Raw genomic sequence first — 22,496 nt, forward strand, 5'->3', positions numbered from 1 at the left:
CGGGGACCCCGGGTGGGTCGCTGAGCCTGTCGAAGCGCGGGGACCCCGGGTGGGTCGCTGAGCCTGTCGAAGCGCGGGGACCCCGCGTGGGTCGCTGAGCCTGTCGAAGCGCGGGGCTATTCGCCGATCCGGAGCCAGTCGTCGGCGACCTTCTCCCAGGCGTTCGTGCCCGACTTCAGGATGATCGGCCAGCCCGCGGTGTTCTGCGTGCCGAAGGCGTAGGGCGTCCCCACCATCGGGTTCTCGATCGGGTCCATGCCCTTCAGCGCCTCGGAGACGCTCTCCCGGGTGATGTCGCCGTCGATGCTCTTCAGCACCTCGATGAAGTACGTCGCCGCGAGGTAGCCGCCCTGGCTGAACGAGGTGAGGGGGATGTCGTTCTCCTCCATCAGCGCCCGCCAGTCCGCGTTGATCTCGCTGTCGTCCGTGAACGGGTAGAACTCGGCGGGGACGTAGATGCCGGCGCCCGCGTCGTCGATCGCGTCGGCGAAGTTCTCGCTGTAGACGCTCGTGAGGTAGAGCCAGGTCACGTCGTCCCAGCCCTGCGCGTTCGCGGCCTTGACCTGTCCGATCGCGTCGGGCTCGACCGGGTTGATCGCGAGGGCCTTGCAGCCCTGGTCGCGCGCCTTGACGATGTAGGGCGTGTAGTCGGAGGCGCCGTACGGCACGGTGTCGTCGACGTACTTCGGCTCCTTGCCGGTGATCTCGGTCCAGGTGTCGATCGCCGCCTGATAGGTCGGACGGGTGGAGCCGGCGATCTCCAGCAGGATGCAGATGTCGTCGAGTCCGAGCACCTCGGAGCCGTACTGCAGTGTGAGGGTCATGTCGTTGAACGGGCCGACGTTGGCCGGCGAGATGTTCTCGCTGTCGAAGCAGCCCGTGTCGACGCCGATGCCGGGCACCGAGAGGATGCCCTCCTGCTCGTAGTACTTCGCGTTGATCTCGCACTCGATGAGGCTCGCGGAGCCCACGAGTGCGACGGCTTCGTCGCTGCCCACGATCTCCCGCGCCGAGGCGGTGGCCGTGGCGGGGTCGCCCTTGTCGTCGAGCATCTTGTACTCGATCTTTCGGCCGTCCAGGCCGCCTTCCTCGTTGAACGCGTCGAAGACGGCGGCGGCCGCCTGCGAGGCCTCCGGGAACGTCGCCGGACCGCTGATCGTGTTCACGGAGCCGACGACGATGGGGGCGCCCTCGCCCCCGGCTCCGTCGCCACCGGCGCAGCCGGCGAGAGCGAGGGCGGCCACGGCGATGACCGCCGCGGTGCCGGATGCTCGTCTGTTCATGTGCTTCCTGCCTCTCCTGTTCGGGTCGTGCTGTCAGCTCGAAGGCTGGGTGTCGGTGCTCGTCGACGGCGCGCGCAGGGCGCGGTTCACGAGCTCCGTGTCGGTGAACTGCTCGAAGGCGACGATCTCGCCGCCCGCCACGCGCCAGACGTGGGCCACCCGGGCGGCGAAGAACCGCCCGGTGCGCTTGTACGTGCCGGAGTAGGTGCCGATGCCGACCACGACGTCGCCGCCGTCGACGACCTCGTCGATCGCGACGGTGTAGTCGTCCCACTCCTCCTGGATGCGGCCGAAGACGTTCTCGGCGACCGCGTCCGGGCCGATGTAGGTCCCGGCGTAGGGGAACCCGGCGGCCTCCGTCCACTCGATGTCGGCCGCGAAGGGCGCGAGCATGCCGTCCAGGTCGCCGCGGTCGTTGGCGGCGTAGTGCTCGCGGATGAGGTCTGCGTTGCTCATGTGCTCTCTTTCGTTCCGGGTCCCCGAGCCCGTCGAGGGTGGGTCCCTGAGCCTGTCGAAGGTTGGGTCCCTGAGCCTGTCGAAGCTGGGTCCCTGAGCCTGTCGAAGGGTGGGTCCCTGAGCCCGTCGAAGCTGGGTCCCTGAGCCTGTCGAAGGGGGGTCCCTGAGCCTGTCGAAGGGTCGAAGGGTCAGACGGGCTGCGCGTCGGGGTAGGCGACGGCGCCCAGGGGGTAGATGTGCCCGCCGGCGCGGGAGTGCTCGGACTCGCCGTCGCCGTTGAGTCCGAGGAAGATCCCCGTCGTCATGAGCTGGTAGCCGAGGTCGTGGAGCCAGACGCTCGCCACCGCGATCCGGAACTCGCGGAAGCAGAACAGGTAGAGGCCGTCCGCGAACTTCCACACCGTGGAGAGGTCCATGTCGCCGTGACCGCGCTGGACGCCCTCGAGGCACTGCCACGCGTAGCGCTGGCTGGAGACGTAGACGTGCTCGTACAGATGGTGGGGGCTGTAGCGGTAGATGTTCCGCTTGCCGATGAGGTCGCGGCTCGGACCGGGGACCTCTCCGGTCGCGGGGCCGGCGTCGGTGGTCGCGGCCCAGAAGTCCTGTCCCACTTGCGGGGTGCCCTCGACGGCCTCCGCCGCGATGCGGGAGCGGATGACGGTGGCGCGGTGGGTCGTGGTGGAGAAGACGACGGTGAGGGCTTCGCGCTCGCGGGTCTCGAAGGGGATGTTCACGAAGACGACGTCGTCGCGCACGCGGACCGCGTCATAGGGGTCGCGTCCCGAGGAGCCCAGTCCCTCCCAGGTCACGGAGTCCTCGTCGAAGCGGAGCGCGAGCGTGGTGTCGTCGTCGAGGGTGAGCGAGAGCGCGGTTCCGGGGAGCGTCGTGCTCGGCAGGCGGAACGTGTCGATGCCCGCGGCGAACTCGTCGTACGTGCGCCATTCGTCCAGAGCGGGGTCGGTGGAGATGTCGGTCATGAGGGTCCTGACGTCGCACACGGCGGGGCCTCGTCGCCCCGGGCACCGCGTCGTCGCGATGCGCTTGCCTCATGCTCCGGCCGGCCCGGGGGAGCCCTCAAGCGCGCGGAGTCCATCCCGCACCGACAGTCAACCGGCGTGCCCTCCCGGGCAAGTCCCGCCCCCGCGGATGCCCCGTACCGGTTCCGTCCCCACGGCAGCTCCGCCCTCCGGTTCCGTCCCCGGCCCCCGCCCCTGGCCCCCGTGCGGGATCAAAAGCGCCCCTGCCGCGCCCAACGGCGGCCCGTTCCTGATCCCGCACCGACGTTCCGCCTGCGGTCACCCCGGCGCGGGACGGAAAACGCCCCTGCCGCACGGGTGTGGAGCCCGTTCCTGATCCCGCACGCGGGCGCGGTGCCCTCTCGCGCACGGCGTGCCTCTCGTCGGCGCGGGATCGAAAGTGCCCTCGCCAGACGCACGTCGGGTGCGTTCTTGATCCCGTATCGAGTCACGCGTCCCGCCACGTACGGTGCGGGATCGAAAGGGTTCCTATCGGTCGCGGGTGCGGTGCGTTCTTGACCCTGCACGCGGACGGCGCGTGCCGTCGCGCGCGGCGCATCGGTGCGGGATCAGGATCGTCCCTGTCAGACGTGGGTGAGGCACGTTCGTGATCCCGCCCGGGGATCTCATGCCCGACGCGCTGCGTGTGGCGTCGCCGTGGTGCGGGATCGAAAGTGCCCCTGCCGGACGGGGGCGGGGTGCGTTCTTGATCCCGCGCGCGGGGCGGGGGACGGTGCGGGATCAGGAACGTGCGCGGGGCGAGCGGTAGCGGGGCGGTTTTGATCCGGCGGGCGCGGGGCGGGCGGGCGCCAGGCGGGCGGGCGCGGGACGGGACAGAGGGTCAGTGGGTGGCGCGGTACTCGCTGGGGGAGACGCCGAAGGCGGTCTTGAACGCACGGCTGAAGTGCGCGGCGTCGACGAAGCCCCAGCGGGCGGCGATCGCGGCGACGGGGCGGTCGGCGAGCATCGGGTCGAGGAGGTCGCGGCGGCACTGCTCCAGGCGGCGGGTGCGGATCCACGTCGACACGGTCACCCCCTGCTCCTGGAACAGCCCGTGCAGGTGGCGGGTGGAGATGAAGTGCGCGGCGGCGATGGAGGCCGGACCGAGGTCGGTGGAGGCGAGGTTGCGGTCGATGTGCGCACGGATCCGCTGCATGAGGGCGCGGTGCGGGTCGGCGGAGGCCTGGTCGAGTCCGAGCTCCCGCGTGAACACGGTGGTCACGAGGTCGAGGGCGCTGTGCGCGAGCCGGGCCCCCGTCGTGCCGGCGAGCTCGTCGAGGTTCCCGGCGAGCTGCGTCAGGTACGGCACGACCATGCCGCCCAGCCCCTCCTGCCCGGAGATGCGGACGGCCGTGAGCTGCCCGATCATGTCCGCGGGCAGGCTGATGAGGTGCTTCGGGAACATGACCACCATGGTGCGGAAGTCCTGATCGAAGACGAGGGAGTACGGCCGATCGGTGTCGTAGACGGCGAGGTCGCCCGGCTGCAGCACGGCCTCGCGGTCGTCCTGGATCAGCAGCCCGGTCCCGGCGAGCATCAGGCTCACCTTGAAGTACGAGCGGTCGCCGCGGGCGATGAGCTCGGTGGTGCGCTCGACGACGTGCGAGGTCGCGCGGATGTCGTTGACGTGCACCTCGTCGACGGCGGCACCGCGGATCACGCCGCGGAACTGGTCGGCGCCCGCGGAGGACACCTGCAGGGGGACGAACGACTCGGAGACGGCGGCGCGGAACTCGCTGATGTTGCGCGCGACGAGGGTCGACACCGATTCGGCGGGGGTGGTGAGGGCACCGTTCATGACTGATCACCTCGGGCTGGTGGGAACGACGACGTTGTATACGATCCGTTCCGCGATGCTACCACCGGCGACGGCCGCGCGGGGTGCCGTCTAGGATGTGGTCCGTGAGCGGCGGGATGATGGCGACGGTGGGGCAGCGGATCCGGCACGTGCTCCGTCAGGTGCGTGGACCCGCCACCTCGGACGCGGTGTTCGAGGCGACGGCGCTGATCGTCGGCGCGGCGTTCCTGCTGGGGGGATTCCTCGTGGCCCTGCCGGTGTTCTGGGGGCACCAGCTCTCGATCAGCGGCACCGGATCGATCGGCATGTTCGCGGCGTACGGCGGTGCGATCGCGGCCGCGCTCGCCTTCGCCCTGGGACGCCTCGCCGTGCGGGCCCCGGAGCCCGACTCGTCGGTCGCGAGGGACGGATTCGCGGTTCCCGGCGACCGGCTCCGCTGGTACGACCTCGCCGCCATCGCGTTCGCGCACGCCGCCATCGCCTACCTCGGCTGGCTCGGCATCGCGCAGCTCCTGGAGCAGAGCTTCGTCGACGCCCCGGTCTTCCCGTTCCCCGGGGCGATCCTCGTCGCGGTGGCCTTCGCACTCACCGGCTACGTCGCCTTCCTCAGCGCCGTCGCACTGACGCCGACCGTGCTGTCGCTGGTGCTGGCGGTGTTCCTCGTCGTGGGTGCGTTCGCGGCGATGCTGGCGTCGAGCGACGTGCACTGGTGGCGCGACAACCTGTCCGCGCTGGGCATGAGCAGCAACAGCGCCTCGGTGGCCTTCAACGTGACCCTCATCATCGCGGGGATCATGGTGACGACCATCTCCCGCTATGCGACCGCGGGGCTGCCCGTCGACGACCCGGTCGACCGTCGCGGCCGGACGATCGTGCGCGGGGGCCTCATCCTCATGGGGATCTTCCTCGCGTGCGTGGGCATCTTCCCGGTGGACGAGTTCTTCGGCCTGCACAACACGGTCGCGACGGGCATGGCGGTGGTGTTCGCGGTGATCGTCGTCGGGCTGCCGTGGTTCGTGCGCAGCATCCCGCGGGTGTTCGTGGGGCTCGGCTGGGCGTACGTGCTGGTCATCGTGCTGCTGGGGGCGTTCTTCGCGGTCGGCTACTACAACCTCACGGCGGTCGAGCTCATCGCGGCCGTGCTGATCTTCAGCTGGATCATCGTGTTCCTGCGCACCGCCGGCACGATGGGACCCTCCGCGACGCGCCTGGATGCCCGTGCGACCCCGGAGTCGGCGCTCGACTGACGGGGCGAGGCGTCGTCAGTCGCGGAGGAGGCGCGTCGCCTGACGCGTGCGCTGCAGGGCGTCGACGGTCTCGGCGTACCGGCGCTTGGCGACGCCGATGAACAGGCAGTCCACGAGGGCGAGCTGGGCGATCCGGCTCACCATCGCCCCGGCGCGGAAGGTCGACTCGCGCACCTCGGTGAACAGGGCGTGGTCGGCGACCTGGGCGAGCGGGGAGTCCTTCACGGAGGTGACGGCCACCGTCGTCGCGCCGTTGGCGACGGCGGCTTCGAGGAACCGCACCGTCTCGATGGTCGACCCGGCGTGCGAGAACCCGATAGCGACGGTCGTGCCCACGGGGAGCACGGCGGCGGCGATCGCCTCGTGGGGGTCGGAGAGGACGTGGGCGTTGCGGCCGACGCGGAGCAGCTTGTGCGCGAGGTCCTCCGCGACGAACTGGCTGGCGCCGATGCCGTACAGAAGGATGCGGTCGGCGCCGTCGATGGCCGCGACCGCCGCCGTCAGCACGGCGAAGTCGAGCTGTCCGACGGTCTCCTCGATCGCGAGGAGTTCCAGGGCGGCGAGCTTGGAGACGGCCTCCTCCAGGGAGTCCTCGTCGGAGATCTCGGAGCCGTAGGCGCCGCGGGCGGAGAACTGGGCGGCCTCCTTGCCGAGCTCGGTGGCCAGGGCCATGCGCAGCGGCGCGTATCCGGTGAAGCCGATCGCCCGACAGAATCGGACGACGGACGCGACCGAGGTGTGGCACTCCGTCGCGAGCTCGCTGATCGTCTTGTCGATCACGAGGCTCGGGTTCTCCCGCACGGCGGCCGCGACGCGGGCCAGGGACGGGGGCAGGGTCGCAGCGGCGGCTTCGATCGTCGACTGGATGCTCACGGTATCCTCCGGAACGGCGGAACGGGATGGTAAATTCTTTTCAGCGAGTCTACGTGTTGTGTAGTCGCTTTTCTTTCTTTCCGCCGGATCCGAGGAGTGCCGATGAGCGAGACGACCGCCACCGTCGATCTCGGCAAGTCCCGCTGCCGCCTCGTCGTGCACGGCGCGACGGCCGGGGAGCGCTCCGGGCTCGGAGCCCCGGGCCTCGCCGCGGCGGGCGGAGTGGAAGCGGCGCTCACCGCGATTCTCCCGCTGCTCGACGACGTCGGGCGCATCGACACGCTCGGCGTGGGGGCGGCCGGCGCCTGGTTCGCCCCGGAGGCGGCCGCGGAACTCGCCGCCGCGCTCGCCGCACGGACCGGCGCACGCGTGGCCGTGGCGTCGGACGTGGTCACCGCCCATGCAGGCGCTCTCGACGGCGCGGCCGGCGTGCTGCTCATCGCCGGCACCGGAGCCGTGGCGCTGGGCGTCGACCCCTCCGGAGCGCGTCTGGTCGACGGCTGGGGCCCCGAGCTGGGTGACTTCGGCAGCGGATCCTGGCTCGGCCGGGAGGCGTTGCGCGCCGTGCTCCGTGCCCACGACGGGCTGGCCGCGCCCACCGCTCTCACCGCGGCGCTCGCCGCCCCCGTCGGCCCGCCCTCGGCCATCCAGGCTTGGCTCGCCGCCGACGGAGCCCTCGCCCGCCGCCTCGCGACCCTCGCGCCCCTCGTGCTCGCCGCGGCCGCAGACGACGACGCCGTCGCCATCGGGATCGTGGACGAGGCCGTCCGGCTCCTCGCGGCGACGACCGCTGCGGCCGCAGGCGCGACAGCGGACGTCGTGCTGCACGGCGGCCTCACCGACCACGACGGCTTCCGCGCCGCCCTGACCCGCGCCCTGGAGACGAGCGGCCACCGCGTCGTCCCCGCGCGAGGCGGCGCCATGGACGGGGCCCTGCTGCTGACCCGTCGCCTCGACCTCCCCCATGAAAGGTTCGTGCACCGTGCCGAATGACCCCCGTCTGACCACCCTCCTCGCCGAGCTCGCGGGCCTCGACACCGAGGCCTCCACCACCGAGCGCGGCGACCTCGACCTGCTGAGCACGACCGAGCTCGTCGAGCGCATGAACGCCGAGGACCGGCGCGTGCCCGAGGCCGTGGCCGGTCGCGCGGCGGAGATCGCGGCGGCGGTGGACGGCATCACGGAGCGGTTCCGACGCGGCGGTCGCCTCATCTACATCGGAGCGGGCACGGCCGGACGCATCGGCGTGCTGGACGCGAGCGAGTGCCCGCCCACCTTCGGCACCGACCCGTCGATGGTCGTGGGGCTCATCGCGGGCGGGGAGACGGCCATCCGCTCGGCGGTGGAGAACGCGGAGGACGACGACGAGGCCGCGGCCGTCGCTCTGCGCGACCTCGACCTCACCGACCTGGACACGGTGGTGGGGATCTCGGCATCCGGCCGCACGCCCTACGTCATCGGCGGGCTGCGGTACGCCCGGGGCCTCGGCGCGCTCACGGTGGCGATCGCGTCGAACGCCGGGTCGGCGATCGGCGCGGAGGCCGAGATCGCGATCGAGGTCGTCACGGGGCCGGAGTTCATCTCGGGCTCCACGCGGCTGAAGTCCGGCACGGCGCAGAAGCTCGTCGTGAACATGCTGACGACGCTCTCGATGATCAGGCTCGGCAAGACGTACCGCGGGGTCATGGTCGACCTGCTGGCGACGAACGAGAAGCTGCACGCCCGCTCGATCCGCACGGTGTCGCAGCTCGCGGGCGTCGACGTCGACGCCGCGTCCTCCGCGCTGGAGGCCGCGGACGGCTCCGTCAAGCTCGCGCTGCTCCTGCTCGCGACCGGAGCGTCCGCCGAGACCGCCGCGGCGGCACTGGCGGACGCCGACGGCATCCTTCGCGACGCGATCGCCGCCCTCACCTGAGTCGGTCGTCGCTCTCCCCGCGGTGGGGGATGCGAAAAGCTCCTGCCCGGAGCCATCGGGGCACCTTTTCGCACCCGCGACGGCGTGGCACCGCCGGACGCTCGCTAGTGGCTGCAGGCGCAGGAGTCGCCGCCGCCGCAGCAGGAGGTCGCCGTCGCACCGCCGTGCGCCTGGGAGGACTCCGGCACGTCCATGGCCGGGTTCTGGTCGAGGAAGCCGTAGGGCTTGAACCAGAATCCCGCGTAGTCCACGGGCATGATCGGCCAGTCCTCCGGCCGGGGGAAGTGCGTGAGCCCGAAGGTGTGCCACAGCACCATGTCCTCGCCGTCGATCCGGCGGTCGTCGGCGGTGTACTCCGGGAGGCCGGCGCCGCCCTGGTGCGCGTTGGGATAGCGCCCGGCCGGCCAGATCTGGCCGTGCTCGTACCGGGTCGCCCAGAGGTGCTTCGTGGCGAAGGCCGCGCGCGCCGCGACGGACGACGCGGGGTCGGCCATGAGCAGGGCGGTCGGCTCCGGCACGAGGTGATAGGCGGTCGGGCGGCCGACGTGGTTCGTCCGCGAGGCGCTCTGCACCTCCCACACCCGGGCGACGGAGGAGTCGGCCTCGCGCTGGGCGGCGTGCTCGGTCTCCAGCACCGTCTCCGACCAGGTGAACGCGTTGCCGAACGGGTTGTCCGGCCCCATCGACACCCGCTGCGCATCCACCTCGACGAGGCGGTTGTCCTGGCCGTCGATCGCCACGTCGAGGCGCGCGCAGAACAGGTGCTGATGGACCGGGGCGAAGACGCCGGGGGCGAGTTCGGTGGCGTGCTTCTGGCGGACCCCCGGCTCTCCGGCACCGGCGAACACGATGCCCGTGGCCTTGGCGATGACCTCGATCGAGCCGTCCAGGCCGAAGTTCCAGTAGAAGCCGTAGTCGTAGTTGCCGATGGTGGAGAAGTACGAGACGACGAAGCGCCGCGAGCGCCGCACGTCGGAGCGCCCGGAGAGGTCGGTGTGCTTCCAGAGGATGCCGTAGTCCTCCTCGTGCATGCAGATCACGTTCGGGATGCGCACCGGGTGGCCGTGGTCGTCGGCGACGTAGCCGTCGAGGTACCGGATCACGCCGAGGCAGTCGCAGCCGAGCTCCAGATGGTTGGCGTTCTTGCCGAGGAGGTACTCGCCCGCGTCGAAGTAGCTGATCCAGAAGCGCCCGGGGGCGGTGTCGCCGTAGGGGACGACCATCTCCGGCACGCTCGCCCGGTGCAGCACGGAGCGCCCCTGGAACGACACGTCATGCAGGACGAGACCCTCGCGGGCGTTGAAGCCCACGCGCATCGACCAGCCCTCCCACTCGACGAGCGAGCCGGACACGCCGAAGCTCGGCCCCTCCGGCTGGGTGATCTCGATAGGCTTCAGCGTCGTCCGCGCCGCGCCCTGCACCTCCGGGTAGTAGTTGCCGTGTCCGGCCGGGACCGGCACGTCGCCCTCGTCCTCGACGCGGATCACGCTGTCCGTGGTGAGGTCGATGTGCACGATCAGCCCCTCGACGGGGTGCGCCCACGGGGAATCCTGCTCGTCGTATCGGAGGAAGGTGAGGGACCGGATCACGCGGCGGCCCACCTCGTCGGCCCGGCCCGTGTAGCCCGGGGCCAGGGGGGAGCAGAAGGCGAGGGCCATGTGGTCCGTCAGGCCGCGACGGCGCATGGCCGCCTGCCATTCCGGCGAGGCCTTGGCGATGGCCTCGGCCCGCTCGTACTCCTCGAACAGGTACTGCGGCTGGCCGTAGGGCGGGGCGTCGTTGGGCACCCGGTCCTGGCGCACGACCTCGCCGCGGGTGATCGAGACGATCACCTCGGTCGCGACGCCGGTGGCGGTGTCGAGCAGCGTCACGTCCACCCGGCGGTCGATGGGGGAGCCGGGGCGCCAGGCCGCGAGCTCCTCCTTCGTGGCTTCGTCGGGGAGCAGCATCGGCACGCGGGTGGTCTCGGTGAGAAGACCTGCCGCGTCGAGGATGCGGCGCGCCGCGGCGATTTCGGCGCCGGTGAGCGGATCGAGCGGATGCGGAGCGGCGATGGGCTCGAGGGAGACGGGCTGCGGGGAGTGCGGGGACATCGTTGACCTCACTATTTTCGAGCAAACGCTCAAGAAACGGGTTGGCACGATGATACGACGGCGTGCACGGGTGCACAACCGTGGCGTGTGGGCGATGTCGAGGTCAGCGTCGCCAGGGAGCGAGGATGCTGTCGAGGACCGCGAAGTGCGCCTCCGGCGTCTGCGGCTCCGTGACCTCGACGACCTGCTGGCCGTAGGTGATCGAGCGCAGGAGGGCGAGGAGGTCGCCGGTGGGGGTGTCGGGGCGCAGCTCGCCGTCGGTCGCCGCCTCGTCCAGGGCCTCCCGGATGCTGTCCTGCCACGTCGCGAGAGTCGGCGCTCCGGCATCGGGGGCCGGGGCGAGAGTGGCCAGGCGCCCCCAGAAGCCGACGACCACGTGCGCCTCGGTGCGGGTGCGCTCGTCGACGGGGAGCACCTCGCCCATCAGGGCCCGCAGGCGGGCGAGTCCGCGGAGCCCGGTCGTGGCTGCGGCGATGCGCTCGTCGGTGCGGCGGGTGACCTCGGCCGCCGCGGCGCGCACGACGTCGTCGAAGCCGTCGAAGTAGTGCCACAGGGAGCCGGTCGCGACGCCGAGCTCCTTCGCGACCGCCCGCGAGGACACGCTCTCATGACCGTCCCTGGCGGCGACGACGAGCAGCGCGTCGGCGATCTGGCGGCGACGCTCATCATGGTCGACGATGCGGGGCACGTGCTCATTGTGTCGCATTGCGACCGGGTCTCGTTTTTTTGAGCGACCGATCAATATACTTCGGTTGTGGACATCCTGCTCCCGACAGCATCGTGGCTGATGGCGGCGGCGGCGCTCGTGTCGGCCGGCGCCTGCCTCGCTGCGCGCCGTGCCGTGCCGTGGCAGGGACGCCAGGCGGCAGGGGTGATGGCGTCGGGGATGCTGCTGATGGCCGCGGGGGTCCTCGACGCGCTGGGCGACATCATCTGGGGTGCGTTGCTGCTGCTCTCGGCCATGCTCGGGACGATGGGGGTGCGCGGAACGCCGTCCGCGCCCGCGTGCTGCCACCGGGCGCTGGGCTCGCTCGTGATGGCGGCGTGCATGTTCGAATCCGCCTCGACCCCGGGGTCGGTCGCCGGCGTCGAGGCCGCTCTTGGTCACGGCGGGCATGGTCTCGGCGGTGTGCTCTCGGCGTTCGTGCTGGTGGGTTCTCTCGGGGTCGTCGGGTGGGCGTTCGCGGCCTCGTGGCGCCGTTCTGAGCTGCACCGCGGGGGAGCGGCGCGGTCGCTGACGGTCGAGTCCTGGGCGATGGCCGGCGGTGTCGTCGTGATGTGCGCCGGGATGTGATCGTGGAGCGTGAGGGAGGTCCGCTACCGTGAACGCATGCCCCTCGCCCTGATCACCGGTGCCGCCCGCGCGAACAGCATCGCCGCCGGCATCGTCCCGCGCCTGCGCGCCGCGGGGTGGACGGTCGTCACCAGCGATCTGCGCGACGCCGACCACCCGGCGGACCTGTCGACGCCGGACGGCCCCGCATCCCTCGTGGCGGAGGTGAATGCACAGCACGGTCCGATCTCGGCGCTGATCCTCAGCCACGCGCACGATGTCGAGTCCGGAATCCTCGACACCACGGCGGAGAGCTTCGACCTGCACGTCGCTGTGAACGCGCGGGCGAGCCTGCTCCTGATCGCAGCGTTCGCACGCCAGGTCGGCGAGGACGGCGGCGCGATCGTGGCGCTCACGAGCGATCACGTCACCGGCAACCTTCCGTACGGCGCTTCCAAGGGCGCGCTCGATCGGCTCGTCATCTCCGCCGCCCGCGAACTCGGTCCGCGCGGCATCTCCGCGAACGTGCTGAACCCCGGCCCGATCGACACCGGCTGGATGGATGACGAGACCCGCACCTCCCTGGGGGAGATGACGCCGCTGGGCAGGCTCGGGCGACCCGCCGACATCGCCGCCGTCGTCGAGTTCCTCGTCTCAGAAGAGGGGCGATGGATCTCGGGTCAGCTCCTGCAGGCGGACGGCGCCTTCTCGGCCCGCTACTGATCGCGGGCCGCGGGCCGGACGAAGGCCCAGGCGGCGAACGCCGCTGCCGCAGCCGCGACCGTCATCGTCACGGCCATCGTGATGGCCGTGGTCCCGCCGAGACCGGCGGCCACGGGGGCGAGCACGGGGCCGAACAGGAATGTCGCCATCCCGAGAAGGGCCGAAGCGGTGCCGGCACGGACTCCGTGATGGGCGAGCGCCAGCGTCTGACCATTGGGCCCGCCGATGCCGGAGCACAGCATGAACGCGACCAACGCGATGACGACACCCCTCATGCCGACGCCCAGAAGCGCCAGCACGAGGAAAGCCGTCGTCACCAGGAGCGTCGCGGTGATCCCGCCCAGGTAGACGCGCAGGGGCCCCCAACGCCGCACCACGAGTCGGCTCAACTGGCTGCCCGCGATACTCGCCAGGGCGCCGGCCGCGAAGGCGACGCTGAACTCCTGCGGGCTGAGACCGAACTCGTCCTGCAGCACGAACGACGACATCGACAGGTAGGTGAAGAACGCGACACCGCCTCCGGCCGCGGCGCACAGCACGGCGACGAAGAGCCGGTCGCGGACGACCGCTCCGGCGTGCGCGCTCCAGACCCGGAGGCCCCCGCGGTGACGGGCGCATGGCGACAGGGTCTCCGGCAGGGCGAACACCACCACGAGCAGCAACAGCACGCCGACCGCGGACAGCACCCCGAAGATCCCGCGCCAGTCCATGATGCGGGCGAGCTGACCGCCCACCACCGGCGCGATGATCGGGGCGGTGCCCGAGACGAGGAACAGCAGCGAGAGCATGCGGGAGAGCTCGACCCCCTCGAACTGGTCGCGGGCGATCGCCAGGCAGATCACGATGCCCGCCGATCCCGCCAGCCCCTGCAGGAAGCGCGCGACGAGCAGCAGCTCGATGTTCGGAGCGACGGCGCACACCGCGGAGAGCACCGCGAACGCCGCGACGCCGACCAGCAGTGGCAGGCGTCTGCCCAGCCGGTCGCTGAGAGGACCGGCGACGAGCTGTCCCAGGCCGAGGCCGATCATGCACGCCGACATCGTCGCCTGCGCCAGGGCCTCGGTCGTGCCGAGCGAGGCCGCGAGCTGGGGGAGCTGCGGCAGGTAGAGGTCCATCGACAGCGGACCGAAGGCTTCCAGCATGCCCAGCACCAGCATCGCCCGCAGAGTGCCCATGCGGGGCCGCGGGGCGTCAGCGGCGAACGGAAGACTCATCCCTCGAGGCGCAGCACGCGGCGCAGCCAGCTCTCCCGCGCGGCCACTGCGGCCCGGGAGACCTCGGCATCGGGGGAGAACCCGGAGAAGCCGTGGTAGCCGCCCGCCCAGACGTGCAGTTCGGCCTGCCCGCCCGTGGCCCAGATCCGCGACGCGTAGTCGACGGCCTCGTCGCGGAAGGTCTCCGCGGCGCCCACCTCGATGAACGCCGGAGCGAGTCCCGACAGATCCGTGGCCCGTGCCGGTGCCGTGTACGGCGACACGCGATCGGTGAACCGGTCCGCCCCGGCGATCGCGTCCCACGCGGTGTCGTTGTTGTTCCGGTCCCAGGCGCCGAAGCCGTCGTACTGGTGGCTCGACGGGGTCTCGTTGCGGTCGTCGAGCATCGGGCAGCCGAGGAGCTGCCCGGCCAGCCGGGGCCCGCCGCGGTCACGGGAGAGCAGCGCGACCGCCGCCGAGAGCCCGCCCCCGGCGCTCTGCCCGGAGGCGATGATGCGGGAGGTGTCGATGCCGAGCTCGTCGGCGTGGGCGACCATCCACTCCAGCGCCGCGTAGCAGTCCTCCGCCTGTGCCGGTCCGGGGTGCTCGGGGGCGAGGCGGTACTCGACCGCGACCCCGACGACGCCGTGCCGCTCGGCGAGGTCGATGAGCTCGGCGGTGCCGAAGAAGCGCGTGCCGAGCACCATGCCGCCGCCGTGGATCGACAGCACCGCCGGTGCCGGGTCCGTGGGCGCGGCGCCGGGCGCACGACGGTGATCTCGAGGTCCGGAGCCCCGACGGGGCCGGGGATGACCCGGTCCTCCCAGGTCACGGCGCGACCGTCCGCCTGCACGGCCATCGGCGGGATGATCGTGGCGAAGTGGTCGCGGTTGGCGTGGATCGTGTCCGCGCGCAGCGGGATGACCTCCACGAGGTCGACGAAGGCGTCGAGTCCGGCGACGAGCTCCGGGTCGTAGGGCACCGGTTCCGGCGTGCTCATGCGGCGGCCCGCCAGATCCGCCGCAGCCAGGAGGCACGGGCGGCGAGGGCGGCGCGGGTGATCTCGGCCTCCGGCATGTACATGTCGAAGCCGTGGGCGCCGCCGCCCCAGACGTGCAGTTCGGCCTGACCGCCGGTCTCCCAGATCCGGAGGGCGTACGCGGTGTCCTCGTCGCGGAACATCTCCGCCTCGCCGACCTCGATGTACGCGGGCGGGAGGCCGGAGACATCCGTCGCGCGGCTCGGTGCGGCGTAGGCCGGGGCCTCGGTGCTGAACGCGAGCTCCTCGCCGAGGACGCATGACCAGGCGAGGAGGTTCATGTCGCGCTGCCAGGTGCCGATGCCGTCATACTGCCGACTGGCGACCGTGGTGTTGGTGTTGTCGATCATGGGGCACAGCAGCAGCTGCCCGGCCATGACAGGGCCCCGCCGATCGCGAGCCAGCAGGGCGACGGCCGCAGTGAGACCGCCGCCCGCGCTGCCTCCGCCCACGACGATGCGCGCGGGGTCGATGCCGAGCTCCGCGGCGTGGGCGTGCGTCCACACGAAGGCCGCGTAGCAGTCCTCCACGCCCGCGGGGTACGGGTCCTCCGGTGCGAGGCGGTACTCGACGTTCACGGCCACGACGCAGTGCTCCGCGACGATGTCGACGACCCGAGCCGTCTCCCACGAGCGGTGGCCGACGATCATGCCGCCGCCGTGGATGTTCACGAAGCCCGGGAGCGTCGAGGTCTCGGAACCGGTGGGGCGGAAGATCGTGACCTCGATGTCCGGGGCTCCGGGCGGGCCGGGGATGACGCGGTCCTCCCACGTGATGTCCCGGCCGGCGATCACGGTGTCGTTGTCCGGGAACATCCGGTCGACGCCGTCGCGCGGCAGGGTCTCGCGGGTGAGCGCGGGCTGCGGGTTCTTCGCGATCTCGTCGAGCACGGCCTGCACGTCGGGATCGAAGGGGACGGGGATGGTCATGGTTCTCCTCGGGTGGGACGGCGTCAGGGGCCTTCGGGGTCGACGACCCCGCGGTCGGCCCAGAAGGGCTCGACGAGACGGCGCAGCTCGGCGGCGCCGATGCGGTCGACGAGGGCGACCGCATCGAGGTTCGCCCGCAGCTGCGCGAGGCGGGACGCGCCGAACAGGGTGGTCGTCAGGGCGGGGTGGGTGAGGGTGAAGGCGATGCCGAGCTGGGCCGGGGTCACGCCGAGGTCCTCCGCGACCGCGGTGAACGCAGGGACGTCGGCGATGATCCGCTCGCGGATGTCGCCGGGGTCGCGCCCGATCTGCCTGTCGCCGTTCACCGTCCCGGCGAGGATCCCGCCCTCCAGGCAGTCCGAGGCCTGCAGCGTGAGGCCCTGCTCCCAGAGGCGCGCGAACGGCTCGCCGTCCGGGATCGACCGGCGCGAGACGCTGTACTTGAGCTGCGCGATCTGCGGACCGGGCACGCCTTCCGCGGCGGCGAGGTCGATCAGGGTCTGGATGCTCCCCGCCGACCAGTTGTTCACGCCCCACGCGCGGATGAGGCCGGCGTCGGTGAGGGCGGCGAGGTCGAGCACGAGGTCGCGCAGCTCGAGGTCGTCGCGGCGCAGGTCGCCGAGGATCACGAGGTCGGCGTGCTCGGTGCCCACCCGCATCAGGGCGTTCTCGAGCTGCGGGCGGAAGCCGTCGGCGCCGAAGGCCTCCAGCCAGAGCTTCGACGACAGCAGCCACTCCTCTCGGCGCAGCCCCGCCGCGCGCACCATCGCCGAGAAGATCACGTCGGTGAAGACGGGCGGGGCGCCGGGTGCGGAGTACACGCCCACATCGAAGAGGTTCACGCCACGGTCGGTGGCCTCGCGCAGGAGCGCGACCGCGTCGGCGAAGTCCATGCGGTCGTAGGTGTGCCACGAGCCCAAGGAGAACAGGGAGGCATGCAGGCCGCTGCGGCCGATCTCGCGAAGGGGGAGGGGAGTGGTCATGATGCTCCTCAGAGGCTCGGGTCGATGACGGCCTTGACCTCATCGAGGTGGTGCATGTGGGCGATCTTCGCGGAGGCGTCGGCGAGTCCGACCGGGGCGCTGAACAGGTCGTCCCACGGGAAGCGGTCGGCGAAGGCCGTGAAGAAGTCGATCGCGCGGGCGTAGTCGGAGATGTCGCCGTTGAGCGAGCCGACCACCGTGAGCTCCTTGCCCATGATCGTGCTCAGGGCGAAGCCGTCTCCCGCGGGACCGGTGGAGCCGACGATCGCGACGGTGCCGCGCTGGGCGGCCATGCCGACGGCGTCCGGTCCGACGCTCGGGGCGCCCGCGAAGTCGAACACGTGGTCCGCCCCCTGGTCTCCGGTCAGCGCCAGGACCTGGTCGACGACGGGCCCGTCGCGGAAGTCCACGACGGCGTCGGCGCCGAAGCGGGCGGCGAGCTCCAGACGGGCCGCGGGAGCGCCGACGGTGATGACCTGCCCGGCACCCGCGATCTTCGCGACTGCCGTGGCGAAGATGCCGAGGGCGCCGGAGCCCTGCACCACCACGCCGGAGCCGGGGCGGATGCGACCGGCCCGCTCGAACGCGCGGAGGACGGTCTTCGCGGCGCAGCCGGCCATGGAGGCCCAGGTGTCCTTCACCGCCGCCGGGAGCAGGAGCTTGGCGGCACCCGGGGTCACGTACGCGTACTCGGAGAGCCCGGCCGTCGCGAACGGCGGCACGTCGGCGCGCTGGAGGAAGCCGTAGCCGCGGCGGGAGCAGGCGACCGGTTCCCGCAGCACGACGCACCCGTGGCACTCGCCGCAGGTGGACTCCGACCAGCCGATCCGGTCGCCAGGGGAGAGCGGGCGGCCGAGCGCGTCGCGGGTGTCGGGTCCGGTGGCCACGATCTCGCCGACCATCTCGTGACCGAGGACCATGGGCAGCATGCCGGGGAACGACATCTTCCCCTCCCAGATCTCGATGTCCGTGCCGCACAGCGTGGTGCAGGCGATGCGGACGAGGGCGGCGCCGGGTTCGATCTCGGCGGGCAGCGGGAGGTCCTGCAGCGTGAGCGGCTCGCCGTGCGCGGTGAGCACCGCGGCGCGGGTGGTGGTGGGGAGGGTCATGGTTCTCCAGTCGCGGGGCGGGTGGCGGGATCGAAGACGGTCCTCCGCGGTGCTCGGAAGGGGCGGAATCGATCCCCACGGAGGGGGCGGGATCAGACGAGGAGCTGGCCGCCGTCGACGGGGACCGAGACCCCGGTGATGTGGCTGGCGGCCTCGCTCGCGAGGAACAGCACGAGCGGGGTGACCTGGTCGACCTCGGCGATGGTGCCGAGCGGGATGCGCGACTCCCACGCGGCGCGGGCATCGGGGTCCGAGGCGAATCCGGCGGTCAGGGGCGTGAGCACGGGGCCGGGGGCGACGGCGTTGACCCGCACCCCGGAGCCGGCGAGCTCGATGGCCGCCGTCCGGGTGAGCGCGTCGACCGCGGCCTTCGTGGCCTCGTAGTGCCCGAGGCCGGGAGTGGGCTGCCGGGCGCCGATCGAGGAGATGTTGACGATGGCCCCGTGACCGGCCGCGGCGAGCAGCCCGCCGAAGACCTGCAGCATGAGGAACGTGCCGCGGACGTTGACGCGCAGGGCCGCATCGACCGCATCGACCGCGACCTCCTGGAGTGTTCCGCCGCCGGCGACGACGCCGGCGTTGTTGACGAGGACGTCGAGTCCGCCGGCCTCGCGGATCCGTCCGGCCGCCGCCTGCACCGACGCTTCGTCGCCGATGTCGAGGGGGAGGGCGGTGGCGCCGATCTCGGCGGCGACGGCTGCGGCGGCATCGAGATTCACGTCGCCGAGGAAGACATCGTCCCCGGCGGCGCGGAAGGCGGCGGCGATGCCGCGGCCGAGCCCGGAGGCTCCTCCGGTGACGAGGATACGGCGCGGGGAAGCGGTCATGGTCGTCCTCACTGACGGGTGTTCTGACGGGATGAGTCCGTTATATTCTACAAACATAGAAAAACACAACCCCGTGCCCCGAGACGGCGGAGGAGCCCTCATGCCCGATGCGACATACCCCCGCAAGCCGCTGTCTCCGGGAGGCGCGACGGTGCCGCCGCTCGCCCTCGGATCGTGGAACACCTGGGATCGCATGGAGTTCGACGACGCCGTGCAGCTCATCCACCGGGCGGTCGAGCTCGACGCCGGATTCTTCGACATCGCGTACTACAACATGGGGCCGCACGCCGAGAACTCCCGGACCGACATCCTCTTCGGGGAGGCCTTTCGCGCGAGCGGGGTGGACCGTGCCGACGTCGTGCTGTGCGGCAAGCTCTGGCTCTGGGACTGGCCGAACCAGGGCTTCCGTGGGCAGATCGAGGAGTCGCTCGAACGGGCCGGCCTCGACCGCTTCGACACCCTCGTGGTGGGGGACTACCTCGACGCCCCGGACATGCCGCGACTCGTCGCCGACGTGAACGCCCTCCTCGCGGACGGCCTGGTCGACTCGTGGGGGATCAATAACTGGCGGATCGCGGACACCAGGGCGGCGCTCGCCGAGGCGGACGCGCAGCGGCTGATCGGCCCCTCGTTCGCGCAGCTCAAGTACGGCATCGCCCGACGGGCCATGGCGGAGGGTGACGCGTACGGCCCGCTGTTCGCCGACGGAACCCTCGCGCTGCAGGCCTCGGACGTGTTCGAGGGTGGAATCCTCGCCACGGGACGGATGCCTCAGCGCAAGATCGGTGCCGATGTCGGAGGTATCCGCGAGCGGATCCTCGCCGTGTACCCCGAGGTCGCGCGGGTCGCGGGGGAGTTCGGCGTGACCCCGGCCGCCCTCGGCATCGCCTTCTGTCTGGCGAACCCCGCGACGGCCACCGTGCTCTTCGGTGCCTCCCGCGTCGCGCAGCTCGAGGAGAACCACGCCGCCCTCGCCCTCGCCCGCGACCACGGAGCCGAGGTCCGCGCCGCCCTCGCCGACTGCCGCGTCGACCACGCCGTCCGCCCCGACGGCACCTGGTGACCTTTCGTACCTCCCCCCGCCTCGCCCCCGCCCCCGGCCGCCGGTGTCCGGGATCACTTCCGCGCCTCCCGCGCGCCCCGCAGGCACGTTCCTGATCCCGCACTCGCTCGCCCTCGCGTCCCACTCCGCGTGCGGGATCACTTCCGCACCTCTCGGGCGCCCCACGGGCACGCTTCTGATCCCGCACGGTGTCACCTACTGCGTCCCGGCGGGAAAACGTGCCTCGAGAAGAGAGGGTGCGCCGGGAGGCGACCCTGGTGCCCCGCCCTGTGCCCCTGAGGACCGCTTCGCCCGCGGGATCAGTTCCGCCCCTCGCGCGCGCTCTGCGGGCACGTTTGTGATCCCGTCTTGCTCCGCCTCCACCCCCACCCCGCTGCGGGATCCATTCCGCGCCTCGTCGGCGGCCCGCTGGCACGTTTGTGATCCCGCACGGCGCGACGCTCCGCGCGCCGATTCGAGAACGTGCCGCGTGGGGAGGATGTGTGGTCGATTCTGATCCCGCTTCTGGTGGCGGCTGTGGGTCCGTCGCCGAGTCTGCTGTCCTCGCACGACCGAACCGCTCTCCGGCACCCCGGATCAGAAACGCTCCTCGCCTCCGTGCTGGATCAGAAGTGCTCCTCGCCGCCGCGCCGGATCAGAAGTGCTCCTCGGACCGCGATGGGAGGTGCGTTCTTGATCCCGGGAGGGTGGGTGTGGTCTCTCTCGGAAGCGGCGGTGGAGACGGTTCTCGCCGTCACTTGCTCCGGTGCGGGGTGAAAAGAGTGCCTTGAACGCGCCGCGGAGGGGCGTTTCTGATCTGGCCGGAGGGGTGCGCGCAGTGGCGGGATCAAGAACGGGCCCCTCGGGGAGGGGGCGGGTGCGGCACCGGCACCGGCACCGGCACCGGCGCCGGCACGGGCACGGGCACCCGCGGGGACGGGGGTGTGCGCGGGGGAGCAAGGTGCGTGCGCGCTGAGGCATCGGTCCGTGCGGCCGGGGGCGGAAACACGCTTGCGCTCTTTTTCCACGCATGTAGACTAACCAGCACGACACATCGAAGTGGCGTCGGTCCCGGTCTCCGGTCAGCGGCTCTTCGAACCTTCTTCACCACCCCCTGCACCCGAGAGAAGGAACCATGAAACGAATGCCCCTCGCGGTCGCCGCCGCCGTCGCCGCGACCCTCGCGCTCGCCGGCTGCAGCGGCGGCGGAACGCCCTCGCCGTCCGACGGCGGTGGCGCCGAAGGCCCCGACGCCCTCAACATCGGCAACTTCCTCGATGTCACGTCGTGGGATCCGTCCCTCGCCGACATCGGCTTCGACGGCCCCTACCTGTCCGCGGTGTACGACGCCCTGATCGCCCTCGACGCCGACGGCACCCCGATCCCGTCGCTCGCGACGAAGTGGACCGTGGCCGACGACGACCTCAGCATCGACCTCGACATCCGCACCGACGCCGTGTTCAGCGACGGCACCCCGGTCGACGCCGACGCCGTCGTCGCGAGCCTCGAGTACCTCAAGGCCGGCGCCCGGTCCGGTGAGGCCTACGTCAACGCGAAGGGCTTCGAGAAGGTCGACGACGACACCGTCCGCATCGCCCTCACGCAGCGCGACGACACGATCCTCTACCTGATGGGCCTCGGCCGCAGCTACGTCATGCCCCCGGCCTCCATCGAGGCGGGCACGCTCGGCAGCGACCCGGTCGGCTCCGGCCCCTATGTGCTCGACAGCGACACCAGCGTCGCGGGCGCCGAGTACCACTTCACCAAGACCGAGGACCACTGGGACGCGAAGACGTACCCGTTCGCCGAGCTCGCGATCTACCCGATCACCGACGCGACCGCCCGTCACAACGCGATGCTCAGCGGCCAGATCAACGTGCAGTACGGCGACGTGGCCAACCTCGACCAGGCCGAGCAGCAGGGCTGGAACACCGCCCAGCGGGTCTCCGGGTGGGCGGGCCTCGTCATCACCGACCACACCGGCGCGAAGAGCGAGCCCCTCGGCAAGCTCGAGGTGCGCCAGGCGCTGAACTACGCGTTCGACGGTGCGGCCGTCCTCGCGGCGGTCGGCAGCGGTGCGGGCGTGGCCACCAACCAGGTGTTCCCGGACGGCGGCGACATCAACGATCCCGAGCTCAACGACGCCTACGCGTTCAACATGGACAAGGCGAAGGAGCTTCTGGCCGACGCCGGCTACCCGGACGGCTTCGACATCTCGATGCCGATGTCCCCGATCTTCGAGATGTGGAAGCCGTCGGCCGAGCAGGCCCTCAACGAGCTCGGCATCACCGTCACCTGGGACAACATGCAGATGCCGGACTACCAGCTCAACGCACCGAACTACCCGATGTTCATCTCCTTCCTCGCGATGGACGGCAACGACGTGGCCACCGTCTCCCGGCAGCTGACGAGCGTGCAGTGGTTCAACCCGGAGCCCGACTACGCGAAGAACGAGGTCATCGCCCCGCTCGTCGAGAAGGTGCAGACGGAGCGCGGCGACGCGCAGACCGCCGCCATCAAGGAGCTCAACGAGGCCCTCGTCGACCAGGCCTGGTGGTCGGTCTGGTACCAGGCGAACAACATCTACTACACGGCGCCCGGCATCCAGCTGCAGCCCGTCGTGGGGATGATGTTCCCGACGCTGCGGTACATCACGCAGGGCTGAACGCCCGCCGGGGCGGTCGCCACGCGGCCGCC

19 protein-coding genes and 1 pseudogene are annotated in these 22,496 nt (G+C 71.5%); 7 read left to right on the top strand and 13 right to left on the bottom strand.

Annotated features, from left to right (window positions below):
• Window positions 1–116 precede the first annotated feature (116 nt).
• From AC2W7E_RS14760 to AC2W7E_RS14775, 4 genes are all read right to left on the bottom strand, one after another.
• Complete coding sequence (locus AC2W7E_RS14760; RefSeq protein WP_485989394.1) at window positions 117–1,283, bottom strand: ABC transporter substrate-binding protein; 1,167 nt, start codon at window positions 1,281–1,283, stop codon at window positions 117–119.
• A gap of 33 nt (window positions 1,284–1,316) precedes the next feature.
• Window positions 1,317–1,739: a nuclear transport factor 2 family protein gene (locus AC2W7E_RS14765; RefSeq protein ID WP_025103867.1), complete on the bottom strand. Its 423-nt coding sequence runs from the start codon at window positions 1,737–1,739 to the stop codon at window positions 1,317–1,319.
• Window positions 1,740–1,927: 188 nt separating this feature from the next.
• A complete protein-coding gene (locus AC2W7E_RS14770) occupies window positions 1,928–2,716 on the bottom strand; it encodes a MoaF C-terminal domain-containing protein (RefSeq protein WP_485989395.1) in 789 nt (262 codons plus the stop codon).
• Between the two features lie 880 nt (window positions 2,717–3,596).
• A complete protein-coding gene (locus AC2W7E_RS14775; protein ID WP_025103869.1) occupies window positions 3,597–4,553 on the bottom strand; it encodes an AraC-like ligand-binding domain-containing protein in 957 nt (318 codons plus the stop codon).
• A gap of 104 nt (window positions 4,554–4,657) precedes the next feature.
• On the opposite strand from AC2W7E_RS14775, the gene AC2W7E_RS14780 reads away from it, so the two are divergent.
• Window positions 4,658–5,800 carry a DUF998 domain-containing protein gene (locus tag AC2W7E_RS14780; RefSeq protein ID WP_485989396.1) on the top strand — a complete coding sequence of 381 codons (1,143 nt, stop codon included), beginning with the start codon at window positions 4,658–4,660 and terminating at the stop codon, window positions 5,798–5,800.
• Between the two features lie 15 nt (window positions 5,801–5,815).
• On the opposite strand, the gene AC2W7E_RS14785 is transcribed toward AC2W7E_RS14780, so the two are convergent.
• Window positions 5,816–6,673, bottom strand: coding sequence for a MurR/RpiR family transcriptional regulator (locus AC2W7E_RS14785; RefSeq protein WP_025103870.1), 858 nt, complete (start codon window positions 6,671–6,673; stop codon window positions 5,816–5,818).
• A 102-nt stretch (window positions 6,674–6,775) separates the two neighbouring features.
• Here AC2W7E_RS14785 and AC2W7E_RS14790 point away from each other — a divergent pair, with 102 nt between their 5' ends.
• Both AC2W7E_RS14790 and murQ read left to right on the top strand, forming a co-directional pair.
• Window positions 6,776–7,666, top strand: a complete 891-nt coding sequence (locus tag AC2W7E_RS14790; RefSeq protein ID WP_085606737.1) for a BadF/BadG/BcrA/BcrD ATPase family protein — start codon at window positions 6,776–6,778, stop codon at window positions 7,664–7,666.
• Window positions 7,656–8,588, top strand: a complete 933-nt coding sequence (gene murQ, locus AC2W7E_RS14795) for an N-acetylmuramic acid 6-phosphate etherase (protein ID WP_485989397.1) — start codon at window positions 7,656–7,658, stop codon at window positions 8,586–8,588. Before AC2W7E_RS14790 ends, murQ begins: the two co-directional genes overlap by 11 nt.
• 104 nt (window positions 8,589–8,692) lie before the next feature.
• Here murQ and AC2W7E_RS14800 read toward each other — a convergent pair whose 3' ends face one another.
• Together AC2W7E_RS14800 and AC2W7E_RS14805 are read right to left on the bottom strand one after the other, a co-directional pair.
• Window positions 8,693–10,681: a primary-amine oxidase gene (locus AC2W7E_RS14800; protein WP_249520551.1), complete on the bottom strand. Its 1,989-nt coding sequence runs from the start codon at window positions 10,679–10,681 to the stop codon at window positions 8,693–8,695.
• 103 nt (window positions 10,682–10,784) lie between these two features.
• A complete protein-coding gene (locus AC2W7E_RS14805; protein WP_126894337.1) occupies window positions 10,785–11,369 on the bottom strand; it encodes a TetR/AcrR family transcriptional regulator in 585 nt (194 codons plus the stop codon).
• 66 nt (window positions 11,370–11,435) lie between these two features.
• Here AC2W7E_RS14805 and AC2W7E_RS14810 point away from each other — a divergent pair, with 66 nt between their 5' ends.
• The gene (locus AC2W7E_RS14810) at window positions 11,436–11,975 is read left to right on the top strand and encodes a hypothetical protein (protein ID WP_485989398.1); all 540 of its coding nucleotides are present in this window, start codon (window positions 11,436–11,438) and stop codon (window positions 11,973–11,975) included.
• 36 nt (window positions 11,976–12,011) lie between these two features.
• Window positions 12,012–12,677, top strand: coding sequence for an SDR family oxidoreductase (locus AC2W7E_RS14815; protein ID WP_017204020.1), 666 nt, complete (start codon window positions 12,012–12,014; stop codon window positions 12,675–12,677).
• On the opposite strand, the gene AC2W7E_RS14820 is transcribed toward AC2W7E_RS14815, so the two are convergent.
• From AC2W7E_RS14820 to AC2W7E_RS14845, 6 genes and pseudogenes are all read right to left on the bottom strand, one after another.
• Complete coding sequence (locus AC2W7E_RS14820) at window positions 12,671–13,891, bottom strand: multidrug effflux MFS transporter (protein ID WP_231729416.1); 1,221 nt, start codon at window positions 13,889–13,891, stop codon at window positions 12,671–12,673. The two genes, AC2W7E_RS14815 and AC2W7E_RS14820, sit on opposite strands and share 7 nt — an antisense overlap.
• Window positions 13,888–14,870, bottom strand: a pseudogene (locus tag AC2W7E_RS14825) (alpha/beta hydrolase). The gene AC2W7E_RS14820 and the pseudogene AC2W7E_RS14825 overlap by 4 nt, the downstream one beginning before the upstream one ends.
• Window positions 14,867–15,838 (bottom strand): alpha/beta hydrolase, encoded by a 972-nt coding sequence (locus AC2W7E_RS14830; RefSeq protein WP_485989399.1) that lies wholly within the window; start codon window positions 15,836–15,838, stop codon window positions 14,867–14,869. Before AC2W7E_RS14830 ends, AC2W7E_RS14825 begins: the two are co-directional and overlap by 4 nt.
• A 23-nt stretch (window positions 15,839–15,861) precedes the next feature.
• Window positions 15,862–16,821 (bottom strand): aldo/keto reductase, encoded by a 960-nt coding sequence (locus AC2W7E_RS14835; protein WP_485989400.1) that lies wholly within the window; start codon window positions 16,819–16,821, stop codon window positions 15,862–15,864.
• Between the two features lie 8 nt (window positions 16,822–16,829).
• Window positions 16,830–17,930 (bottom strand): zinc-binding dehydrogenase, encoded by a 1,101-nt coding sequence (locus tag AC2W7E_RS14840; RefSeq protein ID WP_485989401.1) that lies wholly within the window; start codon window positions 17,928–17,930, stop codon window positions 16,830–16,832.
• Between the two features lie 92 nt (window positions 17,931–18,022).
• The gene (locus AC2W7E_RS14845; protein WP_485989402.1) at window positions 18,023–18,757 is read right to left on the bottom strand and encodes an SDR family NAD(P)-dependent oxidoreductase; all 735 of its coding nucleotides are present in this window, start codon (window positions 18,755–18,757) and stop codon (window positions 18,023–18,025) included.
• A 100-nt stretch (window positions 18,758–18,857) separates the two neighbouring features.
• On the opposite strand from AC2W7E_RS14845, the gene AC2W7E_RS14850 reads away from it, so the two are divergent.
• Both AC2W7E_RS14850 and AC2W7E_RS14855 read left to right on the top strand, forming a co-directional pair.
• On the top strand, window positions 18,858–19,820 hold the full coding sequence (locus tag AC2W7E_RS14850) for an aldo/keto reductase (RefSeq protein ID WP_485989403.1): 963 nt from the start codon (window positions 18,858–18,860) through the stop codon (window positions 19,818–19,820).
• 1,114 nt (window positions 19,821–20,934) lie between these two features.
• On the top strand, window positions 20,935–22,464 hold the full coding sequence (locus AC2W7E_RS14855; protein ID WP_315107658.1) for an ABC transporter substrate-binding protein: 1,530 nt from the start codon (window positions 20,935–20,937) through the stop codon (window positions 22,462–22,464).
• Window positions 22,465–22,496: the final 32 nt, after the last annotated feature.

Source organism: Microbacterium sp. CFSPD4_SD4 (genome assembly GCF_057364585.1).